A 13,831-nucleotide genomic window follows, 5' to 3' on the forward strand; every position below is an offset into this window, starting at 1 on the left:
TTTCTGTTCGCCTGTTGCGGTGACCGTGACGATCTCGTCGGTCGCCAGGCCTGTCGGATCCTGCCGAACGCGCTACGGGATCAATCCGCGTCGCGCTTGAGCCGAACAACACGCTGATCGGCGAACTTGGCCGCGGCCACGGAGCGGGATCGCCCGCGCAGCTGGGCAAGGACCAGCGTCATCGGCGTCAGGGCGCGGATGTCGATTCAACGGCCGTGCAGGCGCGGATCCTGGGGGATGCCGCTGGGGATCTGCAGGCTGAACACGTCCTGGCGAAGCGTGAGAGTGGGCAGGCATTCCAGCGCCCCGGACGCGACGGCCGGCCGCAGCTCGACGCCGCGCCGGGCGAGGGCGCGCCTCATGTGGTGGCGGATGGCCAGCGCGGGGTCGGGCAGCGCCAGGTCATGGGCCAGGCCGTCGCGCAGCCGCACAGGCCCGGTCTCCGCCGCCAGCGCGCGGCCCTTGCGCATCAAGGCGCAGAGCGTCTGGTGGCCGGCATCGAGCGGGTGCAGCTCCGCGGAGGGCGGCGGCTGCAGGATCAGGGCGAGATCCGCCTCGCTCGCCGGCCGCCCCAGCGCGCCCAGCCAGAGCGAACGGTTCTGTGGGCGCCTTCGGATTGCCCGTCGGTGGCTGGGGAGGAAACACCCCTGGCGCCGGGTGTGTTAGGAGGCGGCCATGTCCGCCAAACACGCCCGTTACATCGCCCCGATGGAACCGCTTGCTGCCGGGATCGACAGTCAGGTGGTAGAGGGGGGCGACGCCTCGACCAGGGATCCGGCCCGGACGGCCATCCGGGTGCGGCGTTCGAAGGACGCACGCGACATCGCTGTCCGGGTTGCCTCTGCGAGGCCGCTGCACAGCCATGGACAGGTCTAAGCCCATGGCTTCGCAGACTTCGGCCTTCGCCGACGGCGGTCACATGGGCGCGTGCATGCGTGCCTACGATTGGTCCAGCACCACCCTCGGGCCGCAGCAGCACTGGCCCCCATCGCTCCTGACCCTCGTGCGGGTCATGCTCAACTCACGACAACCGATGTTCATCGCCTGGGGCGCGGACCGCACCCTGCTGTACAACGACACCTACGCGCCCATGCTCGGCGAGCGGCACCCGGCGGCCCTCGGCCGCCCATTCTTCGAGACCTGGCCCGAGGTCCAGGGCGAGGTGGGGGCCCTGATGGATCGTGTGTTCGCGGGCGATCCCGTACACATGGACGACCTGCAGCTCACCCTGCGTCGCAACGGCTACCCCGAAGAGGCTCACTTTGCCTTCTCCTACACGCCTGTCCCGGGGGACGACGGCACGACCATCGGCCTGTTCTGCGCCTGCACCGAGACGACCCGTCAGGTGCTCGCCGAGCGGCAAGCCTCCTCCGAGCGCGAACGGCAGCAGGCCCTGCTGCAGCAGATGCCCGGGTTCGTCGCCGTGCTGCGCGGGCCGAGCCACATCTTCGAGTACGTCAACGACGCCTACGTCGCGGTGGCCGGCCGCCGGGACTACGTCGGGCGCACGGTCAGCCAGGTGTTTCCGGAGCTGATCGACCAGGGCTTCTACGAACTGCTCGACCGGGCCTATGCGACGGGCGAGCCGTTCACGGCCCGGTCCCTGCCGATCCGGTTCGTCGGCGAGGACAGCGACCGGTACCTCGACTTCCTCTACCAACCCATCCGCGACCAGGCCGGGGCCATCACCGGCCTCTTCGTCGGCGGCTACGAGGTCTCGGACCAGGTCCGCTCGCGCGCCGCCCTGGCCGAGAGCGAAAGCCGCTATCGCACCCTGTTCGAGAGCATCGACGTCGGGTTCTGCATCATCGAGCTGACGTTCGACGATGCGGACCGCGCCATCGATTACCGGATTCTCGAAGCGAACCCGGCCTTCGAACGCCAGACCGGCGCCAACGTGGTCGGTCGCTGGGTCAGCGACTTTGCCCCAAACCTCGAACGCCATTGGTTCGACACGTATGGGCGCGTCGCCCTGACGGGCGAGCCGGCCCATTTCGAGAACAAGGCCGACGTGTTCGGACGCTGGTTCGACGTGCGGGCCTTGCGGGTCGGCGAGCCGGCCGCGCATCGGGTCGCCATCTTCTTCAGCGACATCTCCGAGCGCAAGCGCATGGAGGACGCGCTCCAGGTCCTCAATACGACCCTGGAGCAACAGGTCTTCCAGCGCACGGCCGAGCGCGACCGGCTCTGGACGCTGTCCGAGGACATGCTCGCCCAAGCCAACTACGAAGGCATGATGTCGGCGGTCAGCCCGGCCTGGACCCGGGTCCTCGGCTGGTCCGAGGCCGAGCTCCTGTCACGGCCCTACGCGACCTTCATGCATCCCGACGACATGGGGCCGACGCTCGCCGGCCTGGCCCGGATGGGAGAGACGCGACAGCCGACACGCTTCGAGAACCGCATCGCCGCCAAGGGCGGCGGGTGGAAGCCCATCGAATGGACGGTCGCGCCCGAGGCCGACGGCGCCAATTTCATCGCCGTGGGGCGTGACCTGACCGTCGTCAAAACGCGAGAGGCGGAGCTTGCCTCTGCCCAGGAGGCCCTGCGCCAGGCCCAGAAGATGGAGGCGGTCGGTCAGCTCACCGGCGGTGTCGCGCATGACTTCAACAACCTGCTCACCGTCATCAAGTCGTCCACCGACCTGCTCAAGCGCCCGGGCCTGGCGGAGGAGCGACGCCAGCGCTACGTCGGCGCGATCTCGGACACCGTCGCACGCGCCGCCAAGCTCACGGGCCAGCTGCTCGCGTTCGCGCGGCGCCAGGCGCTGAAGCCGGAGGTCTTCGATGCCGGCAAGAGCGTGGTCACCATCAGCGACATGGTCGGCACGCTGAGTGGCGCGCGCGTCAAGATCGTCACGGACATCCCGGGCGAGCCCTGTTTCGTCAACGCCGATCCGAGCCAGTTCGACACGGCCTTGGTGAACATGGCCGTCAACGCCCGGGATGCCATGGACGGCGAGGGCACCCTCACCATCACTGTGCATCCCGTCTCGATCATTCCCCCGCTCCGCAGCCACCCGGCCGTGCCCGGCGACTTCATTGCGGTGTGTATCGAGGACACGGGTTCCGGCATCGCCCCTGAGCGGCTCGAACATATCTTCGAGCCCTTCTTCACAACCAAGGGCGTGGGACAGGGGACGGGTTTGGGGCTGAGCCAGGTCTTCGGCTTCGCGAAGCAATCGGGTGGTGAGATCAGGGTCCAGAGCGTGATCGGCCAGGGTGCGATGTTCGTGCTGTACCTGCCGCGGGTCGAGGCGGCCGCCCGCCTGCCGCAGGTCGAGCCCGAACCCCTCGTCGACGGACATGGCCTGTGCGTCCTGGTGGTCGAGGACAACGCGGATGTCGGAACATTCGCGACCCAGACCCTGGCCGAACTCGGCTACGTCACCGTCTGGGCCGCCAACGCGGAGGAGGCCCTTGGCGAGTTGGCCAAGGACGCGGACCGTTTCGACGTGGTGTTCACGGACGTCGTGATGCCGGGGATGAACGGGATCGACCTGGCTCACCGGATCCGGGGGGACCATCACGATCTGCCCGTGCTGCTGGCCTCCGGCTACAGCCATGTGCTCGCCCAGAACGGGACCTACGGGTTCGAGCTGCTGCACAAGCCGTATTCGGTCGAACAGCTCTCGCGCCTGCTGCGCAAGGTCGCCACCCGGCAGCGGCGCGAGCGCATCATCGGCCGCTAGCGTGACCTCGACGGCACCCGTCAGCTCTCGACCCGCTCGAGGGCTATCGTCCTGACCGACACGAGACAGGGATTGGCGTTGTCGCGGCGCCACGCCAGCAACAGCTCCGGCCGAGCGGTTGCGGGGAGCGAGATCGGCCGCAACCGGATATCCGCCATGCTGTTCCCGCGGGTGCTCGCCGGCACCAGCGCGATCCCGAGGCCGGCCCCGACGAGGGCCAGCATGGCGTGGACCTGGTTCACCCGCTGCACGATCCGCGGCGCCACCCCACCGGTCTCGAACAGCGTGTCGAGCAGATCGATGAAGTACCGGCCGCCCTTGGGCGACCAGGTCACGAACGCCTCGCCGTCGAGATCCTGCAGCGTCGGGACGCGGCCCGTCGCCAGGCGGTGGCCGCGGGGCACCGCGAGCAGGAGCCGCTCGCTCACCAGCGGTGCCGTCGCGATCGACGATTTGGGATCCTGAAGGATCGGGGCCGGCCGCAGGATCGCGAGATCGGTCCGGTTCTCTTCGAGCGCCAGGATCTGCTCGTCGGAGACCATCTCCGCCAGCACGAGATCGACCTCGGGCAGCCTCGCGCGCACATGGGCCACGACACGGGGCAGCGTGCGATAGGCCGAGGCCGCCGTGAAGCTGAGACGGATCACGCCGCTTTCGCCCCGGGCCGCGCGTCGCGTGATGCGCGCGGCGCTCTCGGCCGCAGCCAGGACCCGATAGGCTTCCGCCAGGAACGTGCGTCCGGCCGGAGTCAGCCGGACCGCCCGGGTGGTGCGGTCGAGCAGCGTCACGCCGAGCGTCTGCTCCAGCATCTGGATCTGCCGCGACAGCGGCGACTGGGTCAGGTTGAGCTTCGCCGCAGCCCGGCCGAAATGCATCTCCTCGGCGACGGCAATGAAGCTGCGTGCGTGGCCGAGATCGAACATTGATGCAGGATCCGGGATAATCCAGCTAGAATGAGCGTTGGACGCATTTAAAGCGCTGACCTACCCCGGATGCAACGCCCAATGGCTTGCATCAGGGAGGGACGCGGATGGCGAGGATGACCCCGGCCGAGATGGCCCGTGCGCTGGGCTCCGGCCTGCTCTCCTTCCCGGTCACCCATTTCCGCGACGATCTCGGCTTCGACGAGACCGCCTACCGGGACAATCTGAGCCGCTTGGCCGACTACAAGGTGTCGGGCCTGTTCGCGGCCGGCGGCACCGGCGAGTTCTTCTCGCTGACGCCCGCCGAGATCGATCGCGTCCTGCGCGCGGCCGTCGCGGAGACCCGCGGCCGCGTCCCCGTCATCGCTCCGGCGGGCCAGGGTACCGCCCTCGCGGTCGAGCTCGCCGAGGCGGCCGAGGCGGCCGGCGCGGACGGCCTCCTGCTGCTGCCGCCCTATCTCGTCGGCTCCGAGCAGGCGGGCCTCGCTGCCCATGTCGAGGCGGTCTGCCGGGCCACCAGCCTCGGGGTCATCGTCTACAACCGGGCCAACGCCCAGCTCAACGAGCACACCCTGGCGGGCCTGTGCGACCGCTGCCCGAACCTCGTCGGGTTCAAGGACGGCGTCGGCGACGTCGAGCTGATGACGCGGATCTATGCCGGCCTGGGGGACCGCCTCACCTATATCGGCGGCCTGCCGACCGCCGAGACCTTCGCGCTGCCGTATCTGGAGATGGGCGTCACCACCTACTCCTCGGCGATCTTCAACTTCCTGCCCGAATGGGCGCTGGCCTTCTACGAGGCGGTGCGCCGGCGCGACCGCGATGCGGTCTACCGGGAATTGCGCGACTTCGTCCTGCCCTACATCGCGATCCGCAACCGCAAGCGCGGCTATGCCGTCTCGATCGTCAAGGCGGGCATGACCGCGGTCGGCCGCCACGCCGGTCCCGTCCGGCCGCCGCTCACCGAACTCGACGCCGCCGAACACGCCGAGCTGAAGGCGCTGATCGGCGATCGCCGCTGAGACTCTCCACCCTCGCCAAGACCGGAGCTGCCGAACCAACGGCGGCCCGACCCGCCGCCCGGGCGCAATCGGGCGGCATCCATCCCGGGAGAACGTCCATGAGTGCCCTGACCAGCGGCACGGCGAGCACCCTGCTCGACGCTGCCGATGCGGCGCGCCGTACCCGCGTCCGCCTGCTCATCGTGGCGATGCTGTTTGCCGCCACCACGATCAATTACGCCGACCGCGCCACCATCTCGATCGCCGGGCCCGACATGGCCAAGGAGCTCGGCCTGACGCCCGTGCAGATGGGCTACGTCTTCTCGGCCTTCGCGTGGTCCTACGTCCTCGCCCAGATCCCCGGGGGCTGGCTCCTCGACCGCTACAGCGTCAAATGGGTCTACGCGGCGGCGGTGGCCCTCTGGTCCGCCTTCACCCTGGCCCAGGGGGCGGTGGGCTTCTTCACCGGCCTCACCGCCGTCGTCATGCTGTTCGCCCTGCGCCTGGCGGTCGGCCTCACCGAGGCCCCGGTCTTCCCGGCCAACGCCCGGATCGTGGCGGCGTGGTTCCCCACCCGCGAACGCGGCATGGCCTCGGCGTTCTTCAATTCGGCCCAGTACTTCGCGACGGTGCTGTTCACGCCGCTGATGGCCTGGATCGTCCACAATTTCGGCTGGCACCATGTCTTCACCAGCATGGGCCTGCTCGGCATCGCCTTCGCGGTCCTGTGGCTGCGCGTGGTCGACAGCCCGAAGAACCACCCGTCCATGAATCGGGCGGAGCGGGACTACATCGAGGCCGGCGGCGCGCTGCTCGACATGGACGGGCAGGGCACGAAGAAACCGGGCCATGCCGGCAAGACGCTGCGCGAGCTCCTCGCCAACCGGATGCTGCTCGGCATCTATGTCGGCCAGTACTGCATCACCGTGCTGACCTACTTCTTCCTGACCTGGTTCCCGGTCTACCTCGTCAAGGAGCGCGGCCTGTCGATCCTGCAGGCCGGCTTCGCGGCGGTGCTGCCGGCGCTCTGCGGCTTCATCGGCGGGATCCTCGGCGGGGTGATCTCCGACCTGCTCCTGCGGCGCGGCTACTCGCTGACCGCGGCCCGGAAGATCCCGATCGTGGGCGGCATGCTGCTCTCGATGAGCATCATCGGCTGCAACTACGTCCAGACGGATGCGGTCGTCGTCGGGCTGATGGCGCTGGCCTTCTTCGGAAAGGGCATCGGGGCACTCGGCTGGGCCGTCGTCGCCGACACCTCGCCGCGGGAGAGCGGCGGTCTCTCGGGCGGCCTGTTCAACACCTTCGGCAACACCGCCGGCATCACCACGCCCATCGCGATCGGCTACATCGTGCAAAGCACGGGATCCTTCAACGGCGCCCTGGTCTTCGTCGGCCTGAACGCCCTGCTGGCCTGCTTCTGCTACCTTGTGGTTGTCGGCGAGATCCGCCGCGTCGAGCTCAAGGCGCGCTGACCGTCGAGACCGGACCGATCCCAGGACGGCCCGGTCCCGGTCCGACAGGGCCGCGCGCATTCGGCGGAGACCGGCCGCGCGGCTCAATCACCCGATGCAGTGAGGAGGAACGCCATGCTGAACGACCAGGGCCACGCCGCGCGCAACACGCCGACGGTGACGGAGATGAGGGTCGTGCCGGTCGCCGGCCACGACAGCATGCTCCTCAACCTCTCGGGCGCGCACGGCCCGTTCTTCACCCGCAACCTCGTGATCCTCACCGATTCGACCGGCGCCACAGGCCTCGGTGAGGTCCCCGGCGGCGAGGCCATCCGCAGGACGCTGGAGGATGCCCGGGACCTCGTGATCGGCCGGCCGCTCGGGGCCTGGAACGCGGTCCTCAACGCCATGCGGACGCGCTTCGCCGATCGCGACGCGGGCGGGCGCGGCCTGCAGACCTTCGACCTGCGCATCACCATCCACGCGGTCACGGCCGTCGAGGCCGCGTTCCTCGACCTGCTCGGCCAGTTCCTCGGGGTGCCGGTGGCCGCCCTCCTCGGCGAGGGGCAGCAGCGCGACGCCGTCGAGATGCTGGGCTACCTGTTCTACGTGGGCGACCGCACGCGCACCGATCTCGCCTACCGGGCACCGGAGGCCCGCGACGGCTGGTTCCGCCTGCGCGACGCGGAGGCGCTGACCCCGGAGGCCGTGGCCCGGCTCGCGGAGGCGGCCTATGCGCAATACGGCTTCAACGACTTCAAGCTGAAGGGCGGCGTGCTGCGGGGCGAGGACGAGATCGCCGCCGTGACCGCCATCCACGAGCGCTTCCCGAAGGCCCGCGTGACCCTCGATCCGAACGGCGCCTGGTCCCTCGACGAGGCGATCCGGCTCTGCAAGGGCCAGGGCCACGTGCTGGCCTACGCGGAGGATCCCTGCGGGGCCGAAGGCGGATTCTCCGGACGCGAGATCATGGCCGAGTTCCGGCGCGCCACCGGCCTGCCCACGGCCACCAACATGATCGCCACCGACTGGCGGCAGATGAATCACGCCATCCAGCTCGGCGCCGTCGACATCCCGCTGGCCGACCCGCATTTCTGGACGCTGGCCGGCTCGGTCCGGGTCGCCCAGCTCTGCCGCGATCACGGCCTGACCTGGGGCTCGCACTCGAACAACCACTTCGACGTGTCGCTGGCCATGTTCACCCACGCGGCCGCGGCGGCCCCGGGGAATGTCACGGCGATCGACACCCACTGGATCTGGCAGGACGGCGAGGCCCTGACCCGGGAGCCGCTCGCGATCCGCGGCGGCCTGGTGCAGGTGCCCGAGCGGCCGGGCCTCGGGATCGAGCTCGACTGGTCGGGTGTCGAGCGGGCGCACGCCCTCTACCGCGATCACGGCCTCGGCGCCCGGGACGACGCGGCGGCGATGCAGTTCCTGATCCCCGGCTGGACCTTCGATCCGAAGACGCCCTGCCTCGTCCGCTGATCGCGCTGGGACGCGCGCGCGCGGCACCGACCCCCGTCGTGCCGAAAGACCTGCGGACGCGGTGCGCGTCCGCAACGGCCTCTGAGCATTCGCGCGAAGACCGGAATGGATGTCGGGTTCATCGGCCTCGGCATCATGGGCGCACCGATGGCGGGGCACCCGGTCGCGGGCGGGCATCGCCTGCACCGCAAGACCCCTCGCAGCGTGCCGGAGCACCCCCTGCCGGCCGGGGGCATCGCCAGCGCCAGGGAGGTCGCGGAGCGCTCGGACGTGGTCATCCGCGAAGGCGCCGTCACGGCCGAGCGCTGCGAGCGGGGGTGCAACGTCCACGGCCGGCCCTACCGCGTCCTCGGGAAAGAGAAAGGCCCTCTTCCTGAGCTGGTCGAAGGACGCCGTGCTGGAGCGCTGCTGGATCGTCGAGCGGATCTTTTGGCGGACCCGGGCGCTGCAGCCGCTTCTACTGCGAGCGTGCCGATCGGCTCGGCGTAGCGGTCGGATGCCCCGTCTGCGTTTCAAGCCACAGGGCCGTCAACGCCCTCGACGACCTGGCCTGAAACAAAAGGCCCACACAGCCTCTAAGTCCATCATGCCACTCAACTTTCCTTGACGTAGGAAAGTTGGTGGAGCTGAGGGGAATCGAACCCCTGACCTCCGCAGTGCGATTGCGGCGCTCTCCCATCTGAGCTACAGCCCCGTCGAGGCGCCGGCCTTGTAGGCGCGGGCGGCTCGACCTGTCAATTCCTGTTTCACCGCCGCCCGCCAACGCGCCGATCCCGGTGCCGTCGTGTGGGCGCCCTGAGGACACGCGCGGACCTGCATGAACGCCCTGATCTGGCTCTTCGACACGGTCGTCCAGCTTTTCATTTACGTCCTCATCGCCAGCGCGGTCCTGAGCTGGCTGGTGGCGTTCAACGTGGTGAATGTCCGCAACCCGATCGTCGCCCAGATCGGTGAGGTGCTCTACCGGATCACCGAGCCGGTGCTGCGGCCGATCCGCAACCTGCTGCCCAATCTCGGCGGCGTCGACATCTCGCCGATCATCCTGATCCTGCTGCTGCTGTTCATCAGCCGCCTTCTGCACGAATATGCCGTGCCCCAGGCCGCGATTTACGTGCAGTAGGATCGACTATCGTGAAGACAAATCCAGGCCGGTTCTTCGAGGATTTTCGCCTCGGCGAGACCATCCGCCACGCCACGCCCCGCACCGTCACGGTGGGCGACGTGGCGCTCTACACCGGCCTCTACGGCCCGCGCTTCGCCGTGCAATCGTCGGACGCCTTCGCGCGGGCCTTCGGGTATCCGAAAAGCCCCCTCGACGACCTGCTGACCTTCCACATGGTGTTCGGCAAGACCGTGCCGGACGTCTCCCTCAACGCGCTGGCCAATCTCGGCTACGCGGAGGGCGGGTTCCGCCGGCCGGTCTATCCGGGCGAGACCCTGTCGACCGTCTCCGAGGTGATCGGCCTCAAGGAGAGCTCGAACCGCCAGACCGGCGTGGTCTATGTGCGCTCGGTGGGCTCCGACGAGGCGGGCGAGACCGTGCTGAGCTATTGCCGCTGGGTCCTGGTGCGCAAGCGCGACCCGGAGGCCGCCATCGCCGAGGAGCACGTCCCGACGCTGGCCAAGGTGGTCGATCCGCAGGATCTCGCGGGCGCCCTGCCGAAGCTGTCCGCGGCCGCCTACGATTCGGATCTCGCCGGCAGCCCGCATCGGTTCGCCGACTACGCGGTCGGGGAAAAGATCGACCACGTCGACGGCATGACCGTCGAGGAGGCCGAGCACCAGATCGCCACGCGCCTGTTCCAGAACACCGCCAAGGTCCATTTCGACGGCTTGGCCGCCAAGGACACACGGTTCGGCCGCCGGCTAATCTATGGCGGGCACGTGATCTCGCTGGCCCGGGCGCTCAGCTTCAACGGATTGGGCAACGCCTTCGCGCTGGCCGGCATCAATGCCGGCCGCCACGTGGCGCCGCTCTTTGCCGGCGACACGGTCTATGCCTGGAGTGAGGTCCTGGCCGCCGCCGATGTCGGCCGCGACGATGTCGGCCTCCTGCGCCTGCGCACGGTGGCCACCAAGAACCAGGCCTGCGGTGCTTTCCCGGACCGGGCGGGCGAGGGCTACGACCCGGCCGTGATCCTCGACCTGGATTACTGGGCGTTCGTGCCGAAGTAGACTTTCAGGCCGAGGCTCCCGACAGACCGAGGCTTCGGAGGGCGCGCTGTCCGAACAGGACGCGCGCCCTCCGTGTTCCCACGGTCTACGGCCGAGTCCGGTTCCAGGCGTTCCGACGCGTCGGGGGAGGGGCCCTGTTCCCGGCACACGCGGAGAGGCGGTGCTATCCTGGATCGTCGCCCGCTCCGGCGGCTGGAACGGGAACGGCCGGATACCCGACCCAAGATCATGACCCGCGGGCGGGGGCCGCTTCGCCCCCACCCCCGTCCGCGACCGGGCCGCGCAAACCCGCCTCAAACCCGTGTCGCCCGCCTCACCCGGCGGCATCCTCCAGCAGGATCTCGCGCTTGCCGGCGTGGTTGGCCGGGCCGACGATGCCCTCGGTCTCCATCCGTTCCATCAGGGAGGCGGCGCGGTTGTAGCCGATCTGGAGGCGGCGCTGGATGTAGCTGGTCGAGGCCTTCTGGTCGCGCAGAACCACCTGCACGGCCTGGTCGTATAGGTCGCCCCCGGTCTCGCCGAAGGAGCCCTGGTCGAACACGGCGCCGTCGAGCTCCAACTCGGCCGCGCCGGCCTTGCCGCCCTTGCCGTTCCCTTGGGCGCCCTTCTCGGGGGCCCCCTCCTCGTCGTCGGCGGTAACGGCGTCGAGGTAGCTCGGCCGGCCCTGGCGCTTGAGGTGGGCGACCACGCTCTCGACCTCGCTGTCCGAGCAGAACGGCCCGTGCACCCGGGTCGTCCGGCCGCCGCCGGCCATGAACAGCATGTCGCCCTGACCGAGCAACTGCTCGGCGCCCATCTCGCCCAGGATCGTGCGGCTGTCGATCTTGCTGGTGACCTGGAAGGAGATCCGGGTCGGGAAGTTCGCCTTGATCGTGCCGGTGATCACGTCCACCGACGGGCGCTGCGTCGCCATGATCAGGTGGATGCCCGCTGCCCGCGCCATCTGGGCGAGGCGCTGGATCGCGCCCTCGATATCCTTGCCGGCCACCATCATCAGGTCGGCCATCTCGTCGACCACGATCACGATGTAGGGGAGGGGGGCGAGGTCCATGGCCTCGTCCTCGTAGATCGCCTCGCCGGTCTGCCGGTCGAAGCCGGTCTGCACGGTCCGGGTCAGAACCTCGCCGCGGGCGGCGGCCTCCGCCACGCGGGCGTTGTAGCCGTCGATGTTCCGCACCGCGATCTTGGACATCTTCTTGTAGCGCTCCTCCATCTCGCGCACCGCCCATTTGAGGGCGATCACCGCCTTCTTCGGGTCGGTCACGACCGGGGAGAGCAGGTGCGGGATGCCGTCGTAGACCGACAGCTCCAGCATCTTGGGATCGACCATGATCAGCCGGCACTCCTCCGGCTTGAGCCGGTAGAGCAGGCTGAGGATCATGGTGTTGATCGCCACCGACTTGCCCGAGCCGGTGGTGCCGGCGACCAAGAGGTGCGGCATCCGGGCGAGGTCGGCGATGATCGGTTCGCCGCCGATGTTCTTGCCCAGGCACAAGGCGAGCTTGTGCTTGCTCTCGGCGAAGTCCGTGGAGGCCAGGAGCTCGCGCAGAAACACCGTCTCGCGCTTGGCGTTCGGCAATTCGATGCCGATGGCGTTGCGGCCGGGGACCACGGCGACGCGGGCGGAGACCGCCGACATCGAGCGGGCGATGTCGTCGGCCAGCGCGATCACGCGGCTGGACTTGGTGCCGGGCGCCGGCTCCAGCTCGTAGAGGGTCACGACCGGGCCGGGACGCACCGCCAGGATGTCGCCGCGCACGCCGAAATCGCCGAGCGTCGCCTCGAGCAAGGTCGCGTTCTGCTCCAGGGCGTCGGCCGAGACCTGGCTCGCAGGCGAGGGGCCGCGTGGCGCAGCCAGCAGGTCGAGGGCCGGCAGGGCGTAATCCTCCGGCCGCATCTGCGGCGCGGGCGCTCGGCGGGCCGGGACCGGCGCGGCGGCCGGCGGGGCGACACGCGAGGCGGTCGGCTCCGGGGCGCGCGCCGGCGCCGGCCGGGGCGGGGCCTCGAACGCGTCCGGCTCGTCGTCCTCCGGGGGCAGGGCAACCCGGCGGGCGGGCGCCGCGACCGGCTCGTCGAGGGACTCGAACACCGGCTCGCGCCGCTCGGCGCCCGCTTGCGGCGCCTCGGGCAGATGCTCGGCCCAGGGCAGGTCGGCATCCGTGAAGGCGCGCCGGGCCGCCAGGGCCGGCGAGGCGCTGTCGAACGGCTCGACCCGGCCGGTCCGCCAGGCGTCGACCCGCCGCGCCAGGGCGACGCGCATCCGCATCAGGCCCTGGGCGAGGGCGCCGATGCCGACGAGGCCGAGGCTCGGCTCGTCCGCATCCTCGCGCTCGTCGCGGCCGGAGGCGCGGCCGCGGGCGGGTTGATGCCGGGCGGGATAGGGCTCGTCGTGGAAGGAATCCTCCTCGACGGCCCCGAACCGGCAGGCGCCGGTCAGGCTGAGGATCGCCACCGCGGCGTAGACGAAGCCGACGAGATGGGCTGCCGCGGATGAGACCGCCCCGACGATCACCCGGGCCATCGACAGCAGGCCGTCCCCGGCGACGCCGCCGAGCCCGGTCGGGAGCGGCCAGCGGGCGGTGGGGGGCAGGGCGCTCGCCACCGCACTCGCGGCGCAGAAGCCGATGATCCACAGCGCCAGGCGCATGCCGCCCTGCGGCAGGTCGCGCTCGCGCATCAGCCGCACGCCCCAGAGCACGGGCGGCAGCACGAAGGCGAGGGCGCCGAGCCCGAGGATCTGCATGGCGAGATCGGCCACGACGGCACCCGGCTGGCCGAGCACGTTGTGGGCCGGATGGTCGGTGGCGTGGTTCAGGCTCGGGTCGTCGATCGACCACGTAGCGAGCGCCACGGTCAATGCGACCGCACCGGTGAACAGGACGAGCCCTCCGAGCTCCGTCAGGCGCTTGCCCAAGAAGGGGCGAACGCTGTCGACGTAGGTGTCGTAGGGCGACGCGGGACGGCGAAGCGAGCGCATGCGGGACCGGACGCGAACGGGGGACTCTCGCCCGAGGCTAGTCATGCCGGCCTTAACGACCTGCTAAGGTTGAGGAAGCCTGACCCGGCGCCCACCGGGATCGCGCGGGAGCAGGCGAGGGTGGTGCA

8 protein-coding genes, 1 tRNA gene and 2 pseudogenes are annotated in these 13,831 nt (G+C 69.9%); 7 read left to right on the forward strand and 4 right to left on the reverse strand.

All coding sequences use genetic code 11. From position 1 onward, the window contains the following. Window positions 1-80 precede the first annotated feature (80 nt). Window positions 81-563 (reverse strand): annotated as a pseudogene (locus MKK65_RS17675) (LysR substrate-binding domain-containing protein); the annotation flags it as partial. Window positions 564-880: 317 nt separating this feature from the next. Here MKK65_RS17675 and MKK65_RS17680 point away from each other — a divergent pair. Further along, a complete protein-coding gene (locus MKK65_RS17680; protein ID WP_243959371.1) occupies window positions 881-3,688 on the forward strand; it encodes a PAS domain-containing protein in 2,808 nt (935 codons plus the stop codon). A gap of 20 nt (window positions 3,689-3,708) precedes the next feature. On the opposite strand, the gene MKK65_RS17685 is transcribed toward MKK65_RS17680, so the two are convergent. Further along, window positions 3,709-4,611 carry a LysR family transcriptional regulator gene (locus MKK65_RS17685; RefSeq protein ID WP_243959373.1) on the reverse strand — a complete coding sequence of 301 codons (903 nt, stop codon included), beginning with the start codon at window positions 4,609-4,611 and terminating at the stop codon, window positions 3,709-3,711. 107 nt (window positions 4,612-4,718) lie between these two features. Between MKK65_RS17685 and kdgD the strand changes: the two genes are divergently transcribed. From kdgD to MKK65_RS17705, 4 genes and pseudogenes are all read left to right on the forward strand, one after another. Then, window positions 4,719-5,633 (forward strand): 5-dehydro-4-deoxyglucarate dehydratase, encoded by a 915-nt coding sequence (kdgD, locus tag MKK65_RS17690; protein WP_243959375.1) that lies wholly within the window; start codon window positions 4,719-4,721, stop codon window positions 5,631-5,633. Between the two features lie 98 nt (window positions 5,634-5,731). Continuing rightward, window positions 5,732-7,087 carry an MFS transporter gene (locus MKK65_RS17695; protein ID WP_243959377.1) on the forward strand — a complete coding sequence of 452 codons (1,356 nt, stop codon included), beginning with the start codon at window positions 5,732-5,734 and terminating at the stop codon, window positions 7,085-7,087. Window positions 7,088-7,201: 114 nt separating this feature from the next. Then, entirely contained in the window at window positions 7,202-8,551 is a 1,350-nt protein-coding gene (gudD, locus tag MKK65_RS17700) for a glucarate dehydratase (protein ID WP_058190835.1), read from the forward strand. A gap of 105 nt (window positions 8,552-8,656) precedes the next feature. After that, a pseudogene (locus MKK65_RS17705) lies at window positions 8,657-8,830 on the forward strand (NAD(P)-binding domain-containing protein); the annotation flags it as partial. A 339-nt stretch (window positions 8,831-9,169) separates the two neighbouring features. Here the strand turns inward: MKK65_RS17705 and MKK65_RS17710 are convergent. Then, a tRNA-Ala gene (locus MKK65_RS17710) sits at window positions 9,170-9,245 on the reverse strand. 123 nt (window positions 9,246-9,368) lie between these two features. Between MKK65_RS17710 and MKK65_RS17715 the strand changes: the two genes are divergently transcribed. Next, window positions 9,369-9,671 (forward strand): YggT family protein, encoded by a 303-nt coding sequence (locus MKK65_RS17715; protein WP_058190837.1) that lies wholly within the window; start codon window positions 9,369-9,371, stop codon window positions 9,669-9,671. Between the two features lie 11 nt (window positions 9,672-9,682). Beyond that, window positions 9,683-10,726 (forward strand): MaoC family dehydratase, encoded by a 1,044-nt coding sequence (locus MKK65_RS17720; RefSeq protein ID WP_243959379.1) that lies wholly within the window; start codon window positions 9,683-9,685, stop codon window positions 10,724-10,726. 313 nt (window positions 10,727-11,039) lie between these two features. Here the strand turns inward: MKK65_RS17720 and MKK65_RS17725 are convergent, their stop codons facing one another. Beyond that, window positions 11,040-13,703, reverse strand: a complete 2,664-nt coding sequence (locus tag MKK65_RS17725; protein ID WP_243959381.1) for a DNA translocase FtsK — start codon at window positions 13,701-13,703, stop codon at window positions 11,040-11,042. Window positions 13,704-13,831 lie beyond the last annotated feature (128 nt).

This window comes from Methylobacterium sp. J-001 (assembly GCF_022829565.1).
In the GTDB taxonomy this organism is placed as follows: Bacteria; Pseudomonadota; Alphaproteobacteria; order Rhizobiales; family Beijerinckiaceae; genus Methylobacterium.